We start from the raw sequence: 21501 nt of genomic DNA, 5'->3' as shown, positions 1-21501 counted from the left end.
CAAAAACCAATTTTCTAAAAATATGAAACTGCCTGTAAGCAAAACTAATGCCCCCGTATGGCGAGACATCACTGTGAAGTCCGTACTTCCTGAGGCATTGAAACCCCTTGAAACACTCTCCCGCAACCTCTGGTGGGTCTGGAACAGCGCGGCCAAGAATCTCTTCCGCGATCTTGATCCCGACCTGTGGCGCGCAACCGGTGAAAATCCCGTCATGCTCCTTCAGCAGCTCTCTTCCGAGCGTCTGGAAGAAGTCATGAACGATGCTGACATGATGGACCGCATCAAGAACGTGTTCGCCATGTTCAACAGCTATATGGCCAAACCGATGCGCAAGGACATTCCCTCCGTTTCCTACTTCTCTATGGAATACGGCCTCTGCAACTGCCTCAAAATCTACTCCGGCGGTCTTGGCGTACTTGCCGGCGACTATATCAAGGAAGCTTCTGACAGCTGCGTAGACATGACCGCAATCGGTTTCCTCTACCGCTACGGCTATTTCACCCAGTCACTGAGCGTAGACGGCCAGCAGATAGCCAACTATGAGCCCCAGAACTTCAACCAGCTCCCAATCGAACAGGTGACCGATGAAAACGGCCATCCGCTCATCCTCGAGGTCCCCTATCCCGGCCGCATCATCTACAGCCACATCTGGCGCGTGAACGTGGGCCGCATGAAGCTCTATCTGCTTGACACCGACTTCGACATGAACAGCGAATATGATCGCTCAATCACCCACCAGCTCTATGGCGGTGACTGGGAAAACCGCATCAAGCAGGAATATCTCCTCGGTATCGGCGGTGTGCTCGCGCTCAAGAAACTCGGCATCAGCAACACTATCTACCACGCAAACGAAGGCCACGCAGCTCTGCTCAACCTCCAGCGTCTCGTTGACTACGTGGAAAGCGGTCTTGACTTCAACACCTCTCTTGAGCTTGTCCGCTCGTCAAGCCTCTATACCGTACACACTCCGGTGCCCGCCGGCCACGACTATTTCGACGAAGGCCTCGCCCACAAATATCTCAACGAATTCCCCGCACGTCTGGGCATCAGCTGGCAGGACCTCATGAACATGGGCCGCGAGAACCCCGACAGCCAGGACCGCTTCTCAATGAGCGTCTTCGCTCTCAACACCTGCCAGGAAGCCAACGGCGTAAGCTGGCTCCACGGCGAGGTGTCAAAGAAAATGTTTGCCGGCGTATGGAAAGGCTATTCATGGGAAGAAAGCCATGTTGGCTACGTCACCAACGGTGTGCACATGCCCACCTGGGCCGCAAGCGAATGGAAGGCTTTCTACACCGAAAAGCTCGGCGAGCAGGTATTCGATCACCAGAGCGATCCCAAAGCATGGGAAGGCATCTTCAAGGCCAAAGACGAAGAGATCTGGGAAATGCGCACCACGATGAAAAACAAGTTCATCAACTTCGTGAAGCGTGACTTCAAGGCCAAATGGCTCGCCAACCAGGGAGATCCCTCGGCTGTCATCAAGATCCTTGAAAAGATCAACCCCAACGCGCTCATCATCGGCTTCGCCCGCCGCTTTGCCACCTACAAGCGCGCTCACCTTCTCTTCACTGACCTCGACCGTCTGGCCCGCATCGTCAACAACGAGCAGTTCCCCGTGCAGTTCATCTTCTCAGGCAAGGCTCACCCCGCCGACGGAGCAGGCCAGGGCCTGATCAAGCGCATCATCGAGATCTCACGCATGCCGCAGTTCCAGGGCAAGATCATCTTCCTTGAAGACTACAACATGGTAGTTGCGAAGCGTCTTGTCACCGGTGTCGACATCTGGCTCAACACTCCGACCCGTCCGCTCGAAGCATCGGGCACATCAGGCGAAAAGGCCGAAATGAACGGTGTGCTCAACTTCTCAGTGCTCGACGGCTGGTGGTATGAAGGCTACCGTCTTGACGAAAAGGCCGGCTGGGCTCTCACTGACAAGCGCACCTACACTGACCAGGGACAGCAGGACAAGCTTGATGCCGCAACCATCTACTCGATGCTCGAAAACGAGATCATACCTCTCTATTTCGCCAAGAACTCCAAGGGCTACTCTCCCGAATGGATTCAGTATATCAAGCGTTCGATCGGTCACATCGCTCCGCAGTACACCATGCAGCGCATGATCGAAGACTACATCGACCGCTTCTATCTCCCTGAATCGAAGCGCTTCGAAAAACTTTCAGCCGACGGCGACAAACTTGCCAAAGAGCTTGCCGCATGGAAAGAAAAAGTAGCTGCCGCATGGGATGGAATCCAGGTTCTTGACATCACCACCAACGAAGATCTCAACAACAACAACCACAGCGGTCAGAAGTTTATCACCACTGTCAAGATCGATGCTAACGGTCTCGCCGATGATCTCGGTCTCGAACTCGTTGTTGACAAGGTACATGACAATCAGGAACACCGTGTCGACACTATCCCCTTCAAGGTCGTGGGCAAGGAAGGAAACACCGTTACCTTCCAGCTTGAAGACAAGCTCCGCGATCCGGGTGTGTTCCGCTATTCATATCGTCTGTATCCCTCGAACGCGCTCCTGCCCCACCGTCAGGACTTCGCATTCGTGCGCTGGATCTGATCAGACGATTCCGCATCTCATATCTGAAAGACATCCGGCTTCCGTCAGGGAGGCCGGATGTCTTGCTTTATGTCTGTTTCAGCTCCTGGCGCTGGCTTGCCGCATAAAAAGGTGTCCCTGCCTCAACACCACGCTGAAACAGGGACCATTCAGATAAGTATGAGAATAGATATAGCGTTCTATTTTGAAGTCATGATCTGCAGCACCAGACGGTCGGTCTCGGTCATGGCCTCGCGTCCGATTGATGTCAGATTATGAATCGTGGCATCAACATCGTCGCTGATAATGCCTTCGGTGGATGTCACACACTTGCCGTTCATGGCAAGCATAGCCGACATCATGGCGGTAGAGACTCCCGATGAGATTTTCAGTGCGCATGATGGTTTGGCGCCGTCGCAGATCATGCCTGTGAGGTTGGCCACCATGTTCTTGACTGCCGCACAGACTTCGGCATAGCCTCCGCCCATCAGATAGACTATAGCAGCCGAGGCTCCGGTCGAAGCCACGACACAACCGCAGAGGGCCGAGAGGCGGCCAAGGCTCTGCTTGATGTAGATGCTGGTGAGATGGCTGAGCACGAGTGCGCGGATGGTCTGCTCCTCGCTTGCTTCCATGTCAGCGGCGAAGCTCACCACGGGCATTGTAGCCGTAATGCCTTGATTGCCGCTTCCTGAGTTAGACATAACCGCCACGGGGGCGCCCCCCATGCGGGCATCGCAAGCCGCGGAGGTGTATGAGATCATGTGTGCGACGGGGGTGTCGCCGTAATATTTCAGTCCTGATTTTTTTATTGTGGCACCCAGCGAATGACCGTAGTCACCCGAAAGTGCGGTCTGCGCGGCTGCCAGGTTCAGTTTTTTGGCTTCAAGAATGAAGGAGATTTCGTCAAGCGGAGTCTCTGTGGCAAATTCATAGACTGTGGCAAGGTCAAGCGCGATATCCTCTGCAGTTTCAGCGGCAGTGCCGGCAGCGCTTTCTTCAAAGCTTGTCTCGCCGTTTCGCTGAAGCAGAATGAAGTGAGTGTGCTCGCATGAGATCACTGCACGTGCGCTGTCACCGTTTTCAGCCCGCACCACCACATCTATGTGAAGATTCGATGGCGCGTCTGCAGCATGGCTGATGGAAATACGGCCTTCGTCAATGAACTTGCAGCCACGCTTCACGGCCTCGTCATTGACATCACGGAGCACTTCAAGCCCATAGGATGATTTGCCGACCAAGGCACCAAGTGCCATAGCTATCGGCAGACCTATCATTCCTGTTCCGGGGATGCCGACTCCCATTGCATTTTTAAGCATGTTGCCACTCAGGGCCACTTCGATCTTCGCGGGGACTGCGCCGAGGATCTCAGTGGCCTTGGCCACACACAAAGCCACTGCTACCGGCTCGGTACACCCGATAGCCGGCACGACTTCGCGATTGATGAGAGCTATGATTTTCTCTCTTTCAGACTTGTTCACCATACACTGTTTTTCTTGAATTAGGTAGCAGAATTTAATGGGTTAATGCGGCCTGGAATAAAACAGGATTCCAATCAGCCTCGAAATGTTGCGTTCAACAGGAGCAAAGTTACTGTATTTGGGCTGCATCTACAAGCAATCAGGCGCATAATATTTTCCTTATCTGTAAATTTACAGCTAATTTTACGCCCTGCGGGGCCTTATACGCCAATGGCGCGAAGCCTAAATCAGACTTCGCGCCACCGGAATCAATGCTGAAGCAGCCACTGAAAGGATGTACGGCAGATGCCATAGACTCTCCCAACGTGGAGCTGCCGATTATTCCATATAGCCGAACGAACGGAGCTTGTTCTCGCGGTTACGCCAGTTGGGTTCGACTTTCACAAAGAGTTCGAGGAACACGCTCTTGTCAAAGAACTTTTCTATGTCCTTGCGGGCTTCCATGCCAACTTTTTTGATCTTGCTTCCCTGATGGCCGATGATGATGCCCTTCTGGCTGTCACGTTCTACGTAGATCACAGCCATGATGTGGATTGAGTTTTCCTTTTCCTCGAATTTCTCCACGATGACTTCCACCGAGTAAGGGATCTCCTTGTCATAAAGTGTGAGGATTTTCTCGCGGATGATCTCGGTTACAAAGAATCGGGCCGGTTTATCGGTGAGCGCGTCTTTTCCGAAGTAGGGAGCTGAGACGGGGAGCAGTTCGACGATACGTTTCAGAAGATTGTCGACGTTGAAGTGTTCCTTCGCCGAGACGGGGAAGATTTCAGCCTGCGGAAGAATCTGCTGCCAGCGCTGGGTGAGTTCCTCAAGTTCGGTCTGGGCTTTCACAAGGTCGATCTTGTTGATGACCAGAAGCACAGGCATCTTTTCTTTGGCCACCTTGGCGAGGAAGTCGGCGTTTTTAGACGGGTCCTCGACCACGTCGGTCACGTAGACAAGCACGTCAGCGTCAACCAGAGCGCCTTCGCTGAAGTTGAGCATGCTTTCCTGCAGTTTGTATTTCGGCTGAAGCACTCCGGGGGTGTCGGAAAATACTATCTGGTAGTCAGGTGTGTTGACGATACCCATGATGCGGTGACGGGTGGTCTGTGCCTTTGAGGTTATGATACTGATGCGCTCGCCGACGAGGTCGTTCATCAGGGTTGACTTTCCTACATTCGGGTTGCCGACTATATTGACAAATCCGGCTTTATGTTCCATATATTTCTCTGTTGTTTAGTTTGTATAAGGCAATATCACCTGCTGCAAATATAAACAAAAATAGCACCTTAAAAGATGCTATTTTATTAAAAAGTTTCATCTGTCGGGCTGATGCCTGATCAGAGATCCCAGATGATATACATTGCGCCCCAGGTGAAGCCTGCACCGAAGGCGGTGAGAATCAGGCGGTCGCCTTTCTTGAGTTTGTCTTTGTGCTCGTCAAGGCAGAGGGGGATTGAAGCAGCCGATGTGTTGCCGTATTTCTCGATGTTGACAAGCACCTTGTCATTGTCGATGCCGAGACGCGAGCCTACGGCCTCGATGATGCGGAGGTTGGCCTGGTGAGAGACAAACCAGTCGATGTTGTCGACAGTCAGATCGTTGCGGCCCATCACTTCAAGAGAAGAGTCGAGCATATCGGTGACAGCGTTCTTGTAGACGTTGCGGCCATCCTGGATGACGAAGTGCTGCTGTGCGTCGACTGTTTCGTGAGAAGCGGGGAGCACAGAGCCTCCGGCGGGCATCCAGAGGTGTTCGAGGCCTTCGCCGTCGACGTGGAACACGCCGTCGATAATGCCTACGTTTTCTTCAGTGGGTTCGAGGAGCATCGCGCCTGCACCATCACCGAAGAGGGGGCAGGTGGCACGGTCCTGATAGTTTGTCATTGACGACATTTTTTCAGCGGCTACTACAACCACTTTTTTGCGCAGACCGGAACGGATATAGGCAGAGCCGTCTTCCAATGCCACGAGGAAGCCGGCGCAGGCTGCCTGGAGGTCATAGGAATATGCGTTTTTCATTCCGAGCTGATGAGCTATGATAGAACCTGTGGAGGGGAAACGATAGTCAGGGTTTGAGGTGGCACAGATGAGAAGGTCTACTTCTTCAGGCTTTGTACCGGTTGATTCGAGGAGTTTCTCAACAGCTTTGATGCCGAGATATGAGGAGCCTTTTCCGGGCTCACGGAGGATTCGACGTTCCTTTATGCCGACACGGGTAGTGATCCACTCATCGTTGGTGTCAACCATCTTCGACAACATTTCGTTGTCGAGGATATCTTCAGGGGCATAGGACGCGAGTCCGGCGATGCGAGCGTTAAGCATAACAAAATTTCTTTTTAATAGGAATTGAGGATGAGGAGCGAGGCTGGGGAGTCTGAATCTGTAGGGATACAAAAGTCTGCGCACGGGCCGCGTCAGCGATCCCGTGCGAGATTTCTGTTACCTTTCCGTTTAGACAGCGGCGGTCTTTTCGATGGCGATGCGTCCGCGGTAGTAGCCACACTCACCGCATACGGTGTGATAGAGGTGCCATGAGCCGCAGTTGGGGCAGAGGGCCAGGGTGGGAACTACAGCCTTGTCGTGAGTACGGCGTTTAGCTGTGCGGGTCTTTGATTGCTTGCGTTTAGGATGTGCCATGATTTATTTATTATTTTTTGTTTTGCTGATGAAATGTGAAAATATCTCGTTTTTCTGTTTATGTTGCTGTTTTAGTCTTCCGCGCTGTCGGTGCTCAGTTTTTTGAGGGCGTCCCAGCGTGAGTCGGTTTGCTGCGGCTCGTCGGCAGGCGAATCGGGAGCTGAATCCATCGAGTCCATCTCGTCCATGAGCTGGTCTGTGAGTTCGGCGTCTTCATCGTCGATCTTCGTTGCCCGGTGTTTGCGCAGCAGGGCGCTCATGGCGCGGTTGCATTTGCCGAGCGGGTGCACGTGTTTGACCGGTATGGCGAGCGAGGCTGTGTCGAAGATCATATACGACACGTTGAGCCAGTTGTCGCTTTCGGGGATGATGAGGAGTTCATCGGTCTCCGAATAGTCGTCGCCATACTTGACGGCTATCTCATAGTCGGCCTCGATGGGCTGGATCAGGTCGTCAAGACAGCGGTCGCAGATCAGGGTGACGGTGCCTGTCACTTTGAAAGCAAGATCATAGATGTCATGCTTGTGGGTGACTGTCAGCTTTACCTGCAGGTCGGCATCGTGTATGTCAGCGCTTTCCATGTTGACAAAAAACTGCTTGCCCAAGTGATATTCAAACTCTTGAACTCCCTCAGGTATGGTTTTCAACGGAAGGCGGAATTCTGAAAATTTTCCCACGACTGTATTGATTGAAAAAACTGTGCAAAGGTAGGCAAAAAGTTTCAGAAATCAAAACAATGACTTCCAAAACCTTGCATTTCCCTGCAACAGGCGGTTGTTTTACGCCATACAAGGTTGCTGCTCTGCAGGGCGGCAACCTTGTATGAAGCAATTTTGTCGGGGTGAGAAGACTCGAACTTCCGACCTCCACGTCCCGAACGTGGCGCGCTGCCAACTGTGCTACACCCCGAACAATTAAAAATGCGTGTAACGTGGCATCTTTTTGCGACCACAAAGGTAAGCATTTTCCAAATATCCACCAAAAAAATTTTCACCGGACTGCATATTTTTGTGTCCCTTCGGATTTTTTTCGCTAATTTTGCATACCGTCAAAGGCTAATAACAGTCTGCAAACCACTGCACGAGTCTCTCAGACATGACCTCAGCCAACACCATCACAGATTCAGGTTTCATCGGCGCAGACGATATGATCTTTGACAATGTCATACGTCTGGGCGCCGAGATCCACAGCTCTGCCGCAGGATGGCGTCAGGTGATACGCGCCTGGCGCCACGGAAAGCCATGAGAATCCTGGGACGGTCAAACACTCGGAGGGGTAAGTGTGTTGTAAGAAAACAAACATGTCTGAAACCTTTAAAACACACCTCCACTATGGCTCCGATCGACGACCGCTCACTCATTTTATGGATTGGGATAATGACACTCGTGGTACTCGTTTCAACCACCGGGATGCTCCTCAACCGCTACCTCACTCACCGTACCCACCGCAAGGCCCTTGAAGAGTGGAGACTCAAAGCAGTGAGCGCAGAATATCGAGTGAATGCAGACGACGCATCGACACATAGTGTATTGAAAAATATTCAAGAATACCGTCAAGAATAGCGTTTCGCTCCATGCGGTTGAAACGGAAGCGGTGCATATTGGCGAAGGTCATCCGCGAAAGACGCCAGGCCAGGAGCGAAGCTTCCTCTCCGAGATAGCGGCGGTGGAGCGGGGCCGTCATGCGCCATGTGCCGTCTTCCATGTCAAGCAGACTGCCCTGCGTGTAGGTCGAGACATCAGGTTCAATGCCGAGCCGCCTACCGAGATTATAAAGAAAACAGATATGGAAGTTGGCGGTCTGGCGCGAGTCGGCGCCATCGAGAATCCTGACAGCAGCCTCAAGGAATTCATACATTCCTTCATCCGCTCCGCCGCTCTGGAGAACAGCGGCAAGCACCTCGGCCACAAACATAGCTATCATCTGCTTGAAAGGATCGGAATGCAGCTCGGCCAAGGGAATCGACTGTACCACCTGCCGCATCGGAAGAATCTCTCGCCCCGGTCGCGGATCACTCGCACATTCCACCAGCGAGAGCGGCATTGTCAGCGCCCGCATGCGCGCCGCACTCTTGCCCGTCCCGGCCGGCAACGCAAAGGCCACACGCCCAAGCTCGCGGCTGTAAGCCGTGAGAATTATCTGGGAGTCGCTGTGTTTTGTCGCTTTCAGAGCTATGAAATGTAGATTCACTTCCTCGGTTCTATATTATATATTAATAAGGTGGTAAAAGCCAGCCGGCTCACTCCGGATGGCCTCAAAAAGTCCCTTCCGGGCCATTTTCAATGCAAAATTAAGGAAAAACGCGAATAAATACTAAAAATTTCTTAAAATATTTGCAAGTTCCGAAAATGCTTCTTAACTTTGCAATCGCTTTTGGGAAGGCCCATTCGTCTATCGGCTAGGACGCAAGATTTTCATTCTTGAAAGAGGAGTTCGATTCTCCTATGGGCTACTAAACTTAATCAGGAAAATAAAATTAACCGATGGCAAATCATAAATCGTCAATCAAGAGAATTCGTCAGACCGAATCACGTAGACTTCGCAACCGTTACTATGCCAAGACTGCCCGCAACGCCGTCCGCAGCCTTCGCAAACTGACCGACAAAGCAGAAGCAGAATCAGCATTCCGCAAAGTAGGCGCCATGCTCGACCGCCTTGCTTCAAAGCAGTCTATCTCTAAGAACAAAGCTGCCAACCTCAAGAGCAAGCTCGCTCACCACATCGCCAAGCTCGGCTAAGAGGTGACAGCAGGCTTGACCATTCTGACAAGCTATCTTGGTTAAGAAAGGGCCCATTCGTCTATCGGCTAGGACGCAAGATTTTCATTCTTGAAAGAGGAGTTCGATTCTCCTATGGGCTACTTGATCTCAGTAAGATCATCGACATAAACGTTGATGATCTTACTTTTTTATACCCTTTAGAGCCGTTTTAATGGCATTTTATCGGGAAATAGCCACATTAAACAGAAAATAAGCACTCATTTTTTGTGTTTTACAACATATTATCGTATTTTTGTGGCTAAGTTCAATAAATTATCAACAAGGTTCGATGAGTTTCCCATTAAATAGCGCGACAAGCACAGAAGGACGCCGAATGGCTGGAGCCCGCGCACTCTGGCGCGCCAACGGCATGAAGGAAGAGCAGTTCGGCAAACCGATCATAGCCATAGTCAATTCGTTCACACAGTTCGTGCCCGGCCACACACATCTCCACGATATCGGCCAGACAGTCAAAGCGGAAATCGAAAAGCTCGGATGCTTCGCGGCAGAGTTCAACACCATCGCCATTGACGACGGAATCGCTATGGGCCACGACGGGATGCTCTATTCCCTCCCCTCGCGCGACATGATCGCCGACTCCATCGAATACATGGTCAACGCCCACAAGGCCGATGCAATGGTCTGCATATCGAACTGCGACAAGGTGACCCCCGGAATGCTCATGGCAGCCATGCGCCTCAACATCCCCGCCATCTTCGTGTCAGGCGGTCCGATGGAAGCAGGCGATGTCAACGGTCGTGCAGTGGACCTCATCGACATCATGATCGATGCCGCCGACTCTACCGTAGGCGACGAGGCCGTGACCGAACTTGAGCGCAAAGGCTGTCCAACATGCGGATCATGCTCCGGAATGTTCACCGCCAACTCCATGAACTCTCTCAACGAAGCAATCGGCCTCGCCCTCCCCGGCAACGGAACCGTAGTGGCCACTCACATCAACCGCCTGCAACTGTTCAAGAAAGCGGCCGAGATGATAGTGCGCAACACATATGCCTACTACCGCGACGGTGACACCGGTGTGCTCCCACGCAATATAGCCACACGCCAGGCCATGCTCAACGCCATGACCCTCGACATAGCGATGGGCGGCTCGACAAACACAGTGCTCCATCTGCTCGCCGTGGCCCATGAAGCAGGCGCCGACTTCACGATGGATGACATCGACGCGCTCTCGCGCAAGACCCCGGTGCTCTGCAAAGTGGCACCCAACTCCCACTACCACATCCAGGACGTGAACCGCGCCGGAGGCATCCTCTCGATCATGAAGATCCTCGCCGATGCCGGACTCGTAGACCCCGAAGTGAAACGTGTCGACGGCATGACCCTTGCTGAAGCAATGGACCGCTACGCTATCGGAGGCAAAAACTTCGATGCTCAGGCCGATGAACTCTGGAAAAGCGCCCCCGGCATGAAGCGCACCACCGAACTCGGCAAACAGATGAGCTACTACAGCGAACTCGACACAGACCGGACCAACGGCTGCATCCGCGACATGGATCATGCCTATGTAAAAGACGGAGGCCTCGCAGTGCTCAAAGGCAACATCGCCCAGGACGGCTGCGTGGTAAAGACCGCCGGCGTAGACCCAAGCATCTTCCGTTTCAGCGGCCCCGCCAAAGTGTTTACCTCGCAGGAAGCCGCAGTCGACGGCATACTCCGCGACCAGGTCAAGAGCGGCGATGTGGTAGTCATCACCTTCGAAGGCCCCAAAGGAGGACCCGGAATGCAGGAAATGCTCTATCCCACCTCGTATATCAAGAGCAAGCATCTCGGAAAAGAGTGCGCGCTCATCACTGACGGACGATTCTCAGGCGGCACATCCGGCCTCTCGATCGGCCACATCTCGCCGGAAGCTGCCAACGGCGGCAACATCGGACTCGTCCGTGACGGAGACATAATCGAGATCGACATCCCGGCCCGCAGCATCAATGTACGCCTCTCCGACAGCGAGCTCGCTGACCGCCGCAAGGAAGAGGAAGCCCACGGCAACAAAGCATTCACCGCCCGTGACCGCGACCGAAAAATCTCGCTTGCGCTCCGCGCCTATGCCTCTATGGTGACATCAGCCGACAAAGGCGGTGTGCGCCACATCGAAGACTGATCCGCACAGCCCCCTCATAACACTCTTCTCTGCCACATACACAACACACGCTATCAATTTCAGACCCATATAAGTATGAGTGAACGCATCACAGGAGCCGAGGCAATATGCCGCGCATTGCTTGCCGAAGGAGTAGACACTATCTTCGGCTATCCGGGCGGCCAGATTATGCCCTTCTACGACAAACTTTATGATTTCACAGACTCGCTCCGCCACATCCTGACACGCCACGAGCAAGGCGCTGTCCATGCCGCCCAGGGCTATGCCCGCGCATCAGGCCGTGTGGGAGTCGTCACAGTAACCTCCGGCCCTGCAGCCACAAACGTCATCACCGGACTCGGCGACGCCAACATTGACTGCACCCCCATAGTGGTCATTACCGGCCAGGTAGGAGTAGCCTCGCTCGGCACCGATGCCTTTCAGGAAACCGACGTCATCGGCATCACTCAGCCTATAACCAAATGGGCCTACCAGATCCGACGCCCGGAAGAAATTCCCTGGGCGATGGCCCGCGCTTTCTACATCGCCACCACCGGCCGCCCTGGAGCCGTGGTGCTTGACATCACACGCGACGCCCAGGTAGGAACTCTCGACTGGAGCTACAAGAAGACAAACTATATCCGCAGCTACAATCCGGCACCTGAACTGCAGCCCGGCGAAATAATCTCGGCCGCAGCACTCATCAACCGCTCGGAAAGACCGCTGATACTCTCCGGTCACGGCGTAATGCTCTCTGAAGCCGAAACCGATCTGCTTGCTCTCGCCGAGAAAGCCGACATCCCCGTGGCCACCACGCTGCTCGGACTCTCGACCATACCTTCAGAACATCCGCTCAACAAAGGCATGGTCGGAATGCACGGCAACATCGGGCCCAACATCGCTACCAACAATGCCGATGTGATCCTTGCCGTCGGAATGCGCTTCGACGACCGCGTCACCGGAGTGATCAAATCATATGCACCACAGGCCAAGATCATACACATCGACATCGACAGCGCCGAATTCAATAAAAACGTCAAAGCACACATAGCCATCCACGCCGATGCCAAGACCGCCCTGCGCGCACTCCTCCCCCAGATCAATAAAGCCGACCGCAAGGAATGGCTCACAACCTTCGAACGCCCGGAGAATGTGGAACAGGCCGAAGTGATCGAACGCGAGACCGATCCGAAAGACCTTGGTCCGGAATCACCGATGCGCATGGGCGAAGTGGTCAGAAAACTGTCTGAGGCCACCGGCAACAAAGCCATCGTGGTCACTGACGTGGGCCAGAACCAGATGATGAGCGCCCGCTATTCATCCTACACCATGCCCAAGAGCATGATCACCTCCGGCGGCCTCGGCACAATGGGCTTCTGCCTTCCCGCTGCAATCGGCGCCAAACTCGCCGAACCCTCCCGCGAAGTGCTCGCCTTCATGGGCGACGGCGGCTTCCAGATGACCATGCAGGAACTCGGAACCATCCTTGAATACCGCATAGGGGTAAAAATGGTACTTCTCAACAACAACTATCTCGGCAACGTGCGCCAGTGGCAGGCCATGTTCTACAACAACCGCTTCTCGGCCACCCCGATGGTCAACCCCGACTTCGTGGCGATCGCCGCCGCCTACGGCATTCCGGCTGAAAATGTCAGCTGCCGTGCCGAGCTTGACAGCGCCATAGCCCGCATGGCCGCCCACGACGGAGCCTATCTGCTCAACGTCAATATCGACCCGACTGACATGGTCTTCCCGATGGTCACCCCCGGCTCGGCCATTGACAACATTCTTATCAACGCCACAGACAAATACGAGGCCTGACCACCCGCGTCGGCCCAACTTTCAACCGCAAGCCACTATAACAGGATGGAAAAGAAACAACTGTTCACCATATCCGTATTCACCGAAAACCAGGTGGGTCTGCTCAACCGCATCTCCATCATCTTCACCCGCCGCGGCCTCAACCTCGAAAGTGTTTCGTCAAGCGCAAGCTCGGTCCACGGCATCCACAAGATGAACTTCACCTGCAACAGCGACCGTGAGACAATGGAGAAAGTCATCAGCCAGATTGAACGCTGCATTGACGTGCTCCGCGCATTCCTCTATACCGATGACGAGATCGTCTATCAGGAAGTGGCCCTCTACAAGGTGCCCACCCAGAAACTTCTCGATGAGAAAGATTTCGAGCGCATCATCCGCGTGCACAACGCCCGCATTCTCGAACTCACCCGCGAGTACACCATACTCGAAAAAACCGGCCACGAGAGCGAGACCCAGGCCCTCTACGAGCTGCTTGCCAAATACGGCATCCTGCAGTTCATCCGTTCGGGCCGCATCTGCATCACCAAGTCGCCCACCGAACACTTCACCCGCTATCTCGAAGAGCAGGAAGCGCGAGGCAAGGCCCTGTGTGACACCTCCGAGGAATAAGAGATTGTTTTTAGACAACCTCTAAACCTCTAAAGCCGCACTCTCCGTCACCCCTCCCTACCACACACCCAAAGTTCTCTCCATAAACAGTCATATGGCAGACAAAAGATATACCACAGAATTTTTCTTAACGGCAGCGGAAGTCAACTCTCAGCGCGAGATGCCGCTGTCACGTCTGGTCACCACGATCATCGACACCGCCACGGCCCATGCCAACAGGCTCGGCATAGGTTTCGACCGTATGATCAGCGAAGGGATATCCTGGGTGCTGAGCCGGCTGACTATCGACATTGCCGAAAGCCCGTCGGTCAACCGCACATACCGCATGACCACATGGATTGAAAACGTCAACCGGCTCTTCTCCGACAGAAATTTCGAAATGACCGATGCCGAGACCGGACGCATCGTGATCCGCGCCCACTCCACATGGATGGCCGTCAACATGTCAACCCGCCGCCCAGGAGACCTCACACCCATCTGGAAAGGCTTCGACATGGTGGACGGCGCACCGTCAGGCATTGACAACGGCGGAAAACTCCTGCCGCTCTCTGGCTCAGACTTCGAGATGAGCTATCGTTTCGCCGTCTCCGACATCGATGTAAACCGCCACGTCACCACCCGGCGCTACATCGACCTTATCACCGATCTGTGGCCGCTTGAGACCTATGACTCCATGCGCATAAGCCGCTTCGAAGTGGCGTTCAAACATGAAGCCCGCTATGGAGAGACAGCCACAGCCAGCCGCATGGCCCATGCGGAGTCACCGGAGACAGCCACCGCTCAGATCGCCGTGGCCGATACTCCCTGCTGCATAGCGCGCCTGCATTTCAGCGAGCGCTGACAGACCCTTCATCTCCCCCCTCACAGATTCATTCAGGAACAAATTCATAAAAATATACTAATTCACCTATTCAATTATGGCAAAATTAAATTTCGGCGGCGTTGAAGAAACAGTCATCACCCGCGAAGAATTCCCCCTCGAAAAAGCACGCGAAGTACTCAAGGACGAAACAATCGCCGTGATCGGCTACGGAGTCCAGGGCCCCGGCCAGGGTCTCGACCTCCGCGACAACGGCTTCAACGTGATAGTAGGCCAGCGCGAAGGCAAGACCTATGACAAGGCAGTGGCCGACGGCTGGGTTCCCGGCGAAACACTCTTCTCGATCGAAGAAGCCTGCAAGCGCGGCACCATCATCATGTGCCTTCTCAGCGACGCAGCCGTAATCTCACAGTGGCCTGTCATAAAGGAGCACCTCACACCCGGCAAAGCCCTCTATTTCAGCCACGGCTTCGCCATCAACTGGAGCGACCGCACCGGCGTGGTTCCTCCCGCTGACGTCGACGTCATCATGGTAGCCCCCAAGGGATCAGGCACAATGCTCCGCATCCTCTTCAAGGAAGGCAAAGGCACCAACTCAAGCTTCGCCGTCTACCAGGACGCCACTGGCCGTGCGCTTGACCGCACACTCGCCCTCGGCATCGGCATCGGTTCAGGCTACCTCTTCGAAACCACATTCCAGCGCGAAGCTGTCAGCGACCTCACCGGCGAACGCGGCTCACTCATGGGCGCCATCCAGGGCCTCCTCCTCGCCCAGTATGAAGTGCTCCGTGAAAACGGCCACACTCCCTCTGAAGCCTTCAACGAAACCGTCGAAGAACTCACCCAGTCACTCATGCCCCTCTTCGCAGCAAAGGGTATGGACTGGATGTATGCCAACTGCTCTACCACCGCACAGCGCGGCGCTCTTGACTGGATGGGTCCGTTCCACGATGCCATCAAGCCCGTGGTCTACGATCTCTACGAGAGCGTGAAGACCGGACGCGAGGCACAGCGCTCCATCGACTCCAACACCCAGGCCGACTACCGCGAGAAACTTGAAGAAGAACTCAAGGCTCTCCGCGAAAGCGAAATGTGGCGTGCCGGTGCTACCGTGCGCACACTCCGTCCCGAAAACGTCTGATCATCCGCATCAGTCACCATATCGTATCGCCCCGGTCTGCGCGCCTTCCGCCAGACCGGGGCTTTTCTGTCGGCCGCGATCAGCCTCAGACCGCAGTCGCCGCCACGGATCATTGAGACAGGCTGTCTCCTGTAACCGTATCTGTCATATCCCCTTCTTAAGCCACGCACCTGAAAGCAGACGCCAGAGAAAGATCGCCCCGCGGAAACACAGTTCGATGCACATGGCCGTCCATACCCCCGCAAGCCCCATTGTCGGAGCCAAAAGCGCAGCCAATGGCAGACGCACAAGCCAGATGCTGCCGAAGTTCATGCAGGCCGGCACTATAGTGTCACCAACCCCGACCATAACACCATAGCTCACTATCGCCGCCGCAAACATAGGCTCGGCAAATGCCTCTATGCGCAACGACTCTACGCCAAGCGTCTGGATCGCTCCGACGGGCGTCATCAGCTCCATGACCCACGGCGCGCAGACATACATGATAACCCCCATCACCGTCATCATCACCATACCCAGCCCAACGGTGATATAGCCGAAACGGCGCGCCACGTCCATGCGCTGCGCGCCATAGCTCTGCCCCACCAGCGTTGTGGCGGCATCGCCTATCCCGTAGCCGGGCATATAGCATATACTCTCTGCCGTAACGGCAAACGCATTGGCCGCTATAGCCATTATGCCAAGCGGAGCCACTATGACAGTCACCGCTATCTGCGCTCCGCAGATAACGGCATGTTCAAGCGTCATCGGAGCCGATATGCGCAGTGCCTTGCCGATGATCTGGCGCGTAAGCCTGAAACTTCCCGGATGCCCCTTGAGCCTGATGGTCTTCTCGCGTGTGCAGAGAAACCACATCATCAGCCCCGCTGTGACAATCTCCGCCGACACAGTGCCAAGTGCCGCGCCAAGCACTCCGAGACCGGCGCCGGGCACAGTCAGACTGACAGAGCCAAGACCGATTTCACGTGTAGGGAAAATCAGGAAAAAGTTGAAGATTATGTCAAGCACACACATCATCACGTTAAGCCCGCCGGGCACCTTCATATTCCCGACACACCTGAGCATAGCCCCTCCGAGATAATTCATGGTGAGAAGCGGAAGAGCAAGTACAAAAACAAGAAAATAGAGCGAAGCCTTGCCGCATACGGCCTCTGTCCCTCCAAGCCAGACGGGCAGAGGCCACGCTATGGCCGCTCCGACAGCCACAACAGCAAGGCTGAACAGCAGACAGGCCACTATAGACTGACGCAGTATCCGCCGCGCCCCATCATGGTCTGACGCGCCTATACGGTGGGCCACCTGCACGGAAAAACCAACAGTCACCGCCGAACAGATGCCCCAGAAGAGCCACAGACTCGTGGAGACAAGCCCCACGGCCGCTGAATCGTCAGCCCCAAGGCGCCCCACCATCGCCGCATCGATATACTGCATCATTATGCTCGACAGCTGGGCCATCATTGCCGGCCACGACAACTGGAGTGTCAGCCTGAGCTGACTGCCGAAACTCAGCGGCGCTCCTGATCTGATCAATGAAATGTCTGCCACGCCGCCGGTCAGTTTATATTGTTCATGCAGGCCCCCTCAAGATACCCGCATATCCGTTCGAGCCCTTCTTCAAGAATCTGGCGAGGACAGGCAATATTGATGCGCAGATAAGCTCCGTCGCCATACATCGACCCGGAATTCACCCACACACCGGCCTTGTCAAGCAAGCCGCCGGCAAGTTCATCGGCATCAGATCCGAACTTCGAGATATCGACCCACGGCAGATAAGTGCCCTCCAGCCGAGCCACCGCACACTGCGGAAGCCGACGTCCGAGATATTCGCGCAACAGACAGTAATTTTCATAAATATATGCCCTCAGAGCATCGAGCCATTCACTCCCTTCAGGCGAATAGGCAGCCTTCAGCGCTTCGACTCCGAAGGGATTGACATCGCAGACCTCGTTGATATTTACCGCACGGTCAATCAGCTTACGCTCTCCGGGATCAGCCACGATGATGTTGGCAATCTGAAGCCCGGCAGTATTGAAAGCCTTTGACGGTGACAGACACACGACGGCCGACGGATCAACCGTCCCATAAGGCACATAACGGTAACCCGGCATGGTCAGCTCACAGTGAATCTCATCGCTGACCACTCTCACACCGTTTCTCCGGCAGATCTCCGCCACGCGCTCAATCTCCTCCCGGCGCCATACACGCCCGGCGGGATTGTGAGGATTACACAGCAGCATAAGCACGTTTGAGGGATCAGCCGCCAGCCTCTCCAGCCCCTCGAAATCCATCTCATAAGTAAACTCCCCGCCCGGCAGATCGACCCGACGCAGAGGACTCTCCACAATCCGGCAGCCATTGTTGCGGATCGAAGAAAAAAAACAATTGTAGACCGGAGTCTGGACTATCACACCCGACCCCGCAGGCGCAAGAGCCTTGATGATAGCCGATATGGCAGGAACCACACCCGGCACATAGATCACATCCTCACGCCTGAACGGATAAAGATGACGCGAACTGAACCAATCGATAAGAGCACCATAGTAATCATCATCGACCAGAGTGTAGCCGAACACCCCGTGGTCCACACGCCTGCGAAGCGCCTCAACCACACACGGAGCCGTCCGGAAATCCATGTCAGCAACCCAGAGCGGCAACACATCGTCACGCTCATCCCATTTCATGCACCCGCTGCCACGGCGATGCACCACCTTGTCAAAATCGAAATCCATACTCATATCGGCAAATCATATACATATTATAATCTGAATAACAAAACACCACCGCCTAAGTTCCATTTACATACCGATCAGCAACCGGCCTCAGTAACAATCCGGCAGTCGGCAGGAGCAAGCACATTACCGTCAATAATGGTCTCCCCTATCCCCGCAGCCCTTATCGAACCGGTGCGCGGATTCTTCACACTCGTGATGCACGAATTCACCGTCGCCTCAAGCGATGAATCCTCAAACGCCAGATCAGCATCATCCGCCATCTCGCAGTCTTCCATCACAAGCCCCTCGCAATAACACAAAGGCTGAGTGCCGGAAATCCGGCAACGCACCAGACGCAGATTGCGCGAATGCCAGCCAAGATACTCACCGGAAAGCTCCGAATCATAGACCGTCACATTATCAGTATTCCAGAACGCATCCTTCGACTCAATCCTCGCATTGCGGATCACCACATTCCGGCAATACTGAAACGAATAATTCCCCCTCTGCAGATAACCGTCAATATCAATATCCTCGGAATGCATGAACAGATAATCGGCATTCCCCACCTCCACATCACGCAGCTTCACCCCGCGGCAATGCCACAGAGTCTCCTGCGCATCCGGAATCTTCACACGCGTCAGCGAAAGATTCTCCATCTCGCGAAACATCTTCGGAGCCTCGACCAGCGTATCGGTCATCACAAGATTCCTCGAATACCACAACGCCGCACGCGCCCCCGGAGTGAACAGACACAAACTGATCTCAAAACCGTCCACATGCCAGAAAGGATACTTCCCCTCAAAACGGCAGCCCTCGGCCACGACATCAGAACAACACTTCAAAGCCGACTCCCCGGCATGGACAGTCACACCCTCCAGCCGCAGACCCTTCGAAGCAAAAAGCGGACGTTCACCGCCGAATTCCTCATCACGGATAACATTCATAATCTCTTTATTCATCTTATTTACATTGCAAAATTACTAAAAAGTCAGAAAACACAGACCGGTCACCACTCGTCAACACACATCGCCGCCGGCCACACTGCAAAATTACAACCGCCCCGCCACACTCCCCATACCCTAAAAACGGAATTCACAACCCATATTCCCGATAAAATCCACCGCCCACAGCCCACCTTCCCTCCCCCACGTTCACACCCATCAGCCACAACATCCCACCCCACCTACCACATCAGCCCAGCCCCGACCTCCGCGCCCATCTCCACACACCATCTCACACCCTTTCATATCCCCCTTAATACATATACATCCATTATCTATGCCCCTATCTATACTTGTACCTACCATCTATACCCGGTCTATCTATCCTATACCCGGTCCATATCCATCCCCGATACAACTATTATCTATACCAGCCAATATCCATCCACCTCGAAGCCAATCACCATACCTTCCATACCTAAAATTCATAATCCGACACCCTCTCAGCTCAAATTTTCAGTCATTTTTACCCATTTCAAGCCCATTTTATCCCATTTGAATGCCCATTTCGCCCCATTTGCCTAAAAAAATGCAAAAAAAGCTCATTAAAAATTTGCAGGAATAAAAAAAACTCCCTACCTTTGCAACGCAAAACAAAAACGGTGCCATAGCTCAGTTGGTAGAGCAAAGGACTGAAAATCCTTGTGTCCCCGGTTCGATTCCTGGTGGCACCACAAAAGACCGCTAATTCTCAATGAGTTAGCGGTCTTTTATTCAAATATGCCCTTCCGGGTCACCACAAAAGTCACCATGCCCACGCTAATACGCTGTAATATTGCGCGTTATGCGTGTCATGACAAGCATATATATTTTCTTGCGGCAATATAATACACTGATAATCAGTGCACAATTCAAATTCATCCAAATTCATTCAAGCACATTCAACCCCACATCACAGCCTCGAATGCCCAAACTTTAACAGACTTTAACCGTATTCAGGCCTCAAAAATGTGGTGACCTCAGCCAAAATTTTGCTGGGTCACCACGTTAAATCGTTAAATTCCCATAAAAAATTCGTATCTTTGTGGTCGGGTTGAGGTAAGTCTGCCCACGACATTTTGGAAAATAAGAAGCGTTATGCGTCTTGCAAACTGAAAACCTGAGAAACTTTTAGTTTTGATGCAAGAGATAGCATAGTGGTTCTCACGCGCATAGCGTGGGCTACTATTGTTACATCTGCATCATTGGTTTTCTCAGGACCATCAGTTTGGACGTGCATAGTTGGCTCGCGCTTTTCATATCATATAGTAGCCGTTTGGAGCTGACGGCGGCGTTTTTGAAATAAATTGGCAGAAATATTCAATTCTTATATGTCGCAGGTCAATCTCGCCGGTCTCATAGAGCTTTGCGAGAGGGAGGGTAAGCATGTAATTTATGAGAAAGGGGAATACCTACTTCATCAGGGTGATACTGAGAGGCATATATCGCTTGTAAAATCTGGCTATTGTCGATATACCTGCCTGAAATCTGATGGCAGTGAGGCTGTAGTGGGACTTGCAATGACAGGAGAATTTGTTACCGACTTCAATAATGGCATAAGGAAGATTCCGGCATTAGCATCACAAGTGGCTTCCGTGCGGACTGAAGTGCTTCAACTTCCATTCGTATATGCGTTGGAAAAGTTGTGTCAAACAGAGCCAAATTTCCTTTACACAGCATCAGATGCCCTTTTCAGAATGTGTTATACCCGGTTGCTTGAACTATATGTCCTTTCGCCGACAGAACGATATTGTAAATTCGCAGCTTCATACCCCGATATCGTTTCCAAAATCAAGCTCAAGGAATTAGCTTCATACCTCCAAATTTCTCCTCAGCACCTTCTAAGAATAAAAAAATCGCAGGAAAAAGGGGATAAAAATGACTGAATTGAACA

18 protein-coding genes and 4 tRNA genes are annotated in these 21501 nt (G+C 53.4%); 12 read left to right on the top strand and 10 right to left on the bottom strand.

Features of this window, described 5'->3' with window-relative positions; genetic code table 11:
- The first annotated feature begins 22 nt into the window (after nt 1-22).
- Complete coding sequence (gene glgP / locus E7745_RS05850) at nt 23-2581, top strand: alpha-glucan family phosphorylase (protein WP_136408470.1); 2559 nt, start codon at nt 23-25, stop codon at nt 2579-2581.
- A 179-nt stretch (nt 2582-2760) separates the two neighbouring features.
- Here glgP and E7745_RS05845 read toward each other — a convergent pair whose 3' ends face one another.
- From E7745_RS05845 to E7745_RS05820, 6 genes are all read right to left on the bottom strand, one after another.
- Nucleotides 2761-4044 (bottom strand): serine dehydratase subunit alpha family protein, encoded by a 1284-nt coding sequence (locus tag E7745_RS05845; RefSeq protein WP_136408469.1) that lies wholly within the window; start codon nt 4042-4044, stop codon nt 2761-2763.
- Between the two features lie 315 nt (nt 4045-4359).
- Nucleotides 4360-5244: a GTPase Era gene (gene era / locus E7745_RS05840; protein WP_136408468.1), complete on the bottom strand. Its 885-nt coding sequence runs from the start codon at nt 5242-5244 to the stop codon at nt 4360-4362.
- Between the two features lie 119 nt (nt 5245-5363).
- Nucleotides 5364-6347: a beta-ketoacyl-ACP synthase III gene (locus E7745_RS05835; RefSeq protein ID WP_136408467.1), complete on the bottom strand. Its 984-nt coding sequence runs from the start codon at nt 6345-6347 to the stop codon at nt 5364-5366.
- Between the two features lie 129 nt (nt 6348-6476).
- Nucleotides 6477-6662 carry a 50S ribosomal protein L32 gene (rpmF, locus tag E7745_RS05830; RefSeq protein WP_107032267.1) on the bottom strand — a complete coding sequence of 62 codons (186 nt, stop codon included), beginning with the start codon at nt 6660-6662 and terminating at the stop codon, nt 6477-6479.
- 71 nt (nt 6663-6733) lie between these two features.
- Nucleotides 6734-7339, bottom strand: a complete 606-nt coding sequence (locus E7745_RS05825) for a DUF177 domain-containing protein (RefSeq protein ID WP_123611126.1) — start codon at nt 7337-7339, stop codon at nt 6734-6736.
- A 159-nt stretch (nt 7340-7498) separates the two neighbouring features.
- Nucleotides 7499-7571 (bottom strand) — tRNA-Pro (locus E7745_RS05820).
- A gap of 186 nt (nt 7572-7757) precedes the next feature.
- Between E7745_RS05820 and E7745_RS14810 the strand changes: the two genes are divergently transcribed.
- Entirely contained in the window at nt 7758-7907 is a 150-nt protein-coding gene (locus E7745_RS14810; RefSeq protein ID WP_168182023.1) for a hypothetical protein, read from the top strand.
- A gap of 225 nt (nt 7908-8132) precedes the next feature.
- Here E7745_RS14810 and E7745_RS05815 read toward each other — a convergent pair whose 3' ends face one another.
- Entirely contained in the window at nt 8133-8852 is a 720-nt protein-coding gene (locus E7745_RS05815) for a DNA repair protein RecO (protein WP_136408466.1), read from the bottom strand.
- Between the two features lie 190 nt (nt 8853-9042).
- Here E7745_RS05815 and E7745_RS05810 point away from each other — a divergent pair.
- From E7745_RS05810 to ilvC, 8 genes are all read left to right on the top strand, one after another.
- Nucleotides 9043-9114 (top strand) — tRNA-Glu (locus E7745_RS05810).
- 31 nt (nt 9115-9145) lie between these two features.
- Nucleotides 9146-9400 carry a 30S ribosomal protein S20 gene (gene rpsT, locus E7745_RS05805; RefSeq protein ID WP_107032264.1) on the top strand — a complete coding sequence of 85 codons (255 nt, stop codon included), beginning with the start codon at nt 9146-9148 and terminating at the stop codon, nt 9398-9400.
- Nucleotides 9401-9450: 50 nt separating this feature from the next.
- Nucleotides 9451-9522 (top strand) — tRNA-Glu (locus tag E7745_RS05800).
- Nucleotides 9523-9710: 188 nt separating this feature from the next.
- Nucleotides 9711-11543, top strand: a complete 1833-nt coding sequence (gene ilvD, locus E7745_RS05795) for a dihydroxy-acid dehydratase (RefSeq protein WP_136408465.1) — start codon at nt 9711-9713, stop codon at nt 11541-11543.
- A gap of 75 nt (nt 11544-11618) precedes the next feature.
- Nucleotides 11619-13343 (top strand): biosynthetic-type acetolactate synthase large subunit, encoded by a 1725-nt coding sequence (gene ilvB, locus E7745_RS05790; RefSeq protein ID WP_123399508.1) that lies wholly within the window; start codon nt 11619-11621, stop codon nt 13341-13343.
- Between the two features lie 45 nt (nt 13344-13388).
- Nucleotides 13389-13952: an acetolactate synthase small subunit gene (ilvN, locus tag E7745_RS05785; protein ID WP_107032261.1), complete on the top strand. Its 564-nt coding sequence runs from the start codon at nt 13389-13391 to the stop codon at nt 13950-13952.
- Between the two features lie 94 nt (nt 13953-14046).
- The gene (locus E7745_RS05780; protein WP_123399506.1) at nt 14047-14793 is read left to right on the top strand and encodes an acyl-[acyl-carrier-protein] thioesterase; all 747 of its coding nucleotides are present in this window, start codon (nt 14047-14049) and stop codon (nt 14791-14793) included.
- Nucleotides 14794-14869: 76 nt separating this feature from the next.
- Nucleotides 14870-15913, top strand: a complete 1044-nt coding sequence (ilvC, locus tag E7745_RS05775) for a ketol-acid reductoisomerase (RefSeq protein ID WP_107032259.1) — start codon at nt 14870-14872, stop codon at nt 15911-15913.
- 144 nt (nt 15914-16057) lie between these two features.
- On the opposite strand, the gene E7745_RS05770 is transcribed toward ilvC, so the two are convergent.
- From E7745_RS05770 to E7745_RS05760, 3 genes are all read right to left on the bottom strand, one after another.
- Nucleotides 16058-17458, bottom strand: a complete 1401-nt coding sequence (locus tag E7745_RS05770; protein ID WP_240740376.1) for an MATE family efflux transporter — start codon at nt 17456-17458, stop codon at nt 16058-16060.
- Nucleotides 17459-17466: 8 nt separating this feature from the next.
- Nucleotides 17467-18642: a MalY/PatB family protein gene (locus E7745_RS05765; protein WP_136408464.1), complete on the bottom strand. Its 1176-nt coding sequence runs from the start codon at nt 18640-18642 to the stop codon at nt 17467-17469.
- Nucleotides 18643-18719: 77 nt separating this feature from the next.
- Nucleotides 18720-19571, bottom strand: a complete 852-nt coding sequence (locus tag E7745_RS05760; protein ID WP_107032316.1) for a DUF3737 family protein — start codon at nt 19569-19571, stop codon at nt 18720-18722.
- A 658-nt stretch (nt 19572-20229) separates the two neighbouring features.
- Between E7745_RS05760 and E7745_RS05755 the strand changes: the two genes are divergently transcribed.
- Both E7745_RS05755 and E7745_RS05750 read left to right on the top strand, forming a co-directional pair.
- A tRNA-Phe gene (locus E7745_RS05755) sits at nt 20230-20302 on the top strand.
- Nucleotides 20303-20914: 612 nt separating this feature from the next.
- The gene (locus E7745_RS05750; RefSeq protein WP_124076113.1) at nt 20915-21493 is read left to right on the top strand and encodes a Crp/Fnr family transcriptional regulator; all 579 of its coding nucleotides are present in this window, start codon (nt 20915-20917) and stop codon (nt 21491-21493) included.
- Nucleotides 21494-21501: the final 8 nt, after the last annotated feature.

This window comes from Duncaniella sp. C9 (assembly GCF_004803935.1).
Taxonomy (GTDB): domain Bacteria; phylum Bacteroidota; class Bacteroidia; order Bacteroidales; family Muribaculaceae; genus Duncaniella; species Duncaniella muris.
Note: the sequence above shows the minus strand (reverse complement) of the source record. Positions and strands in the feature narration are given on the sequence as shown.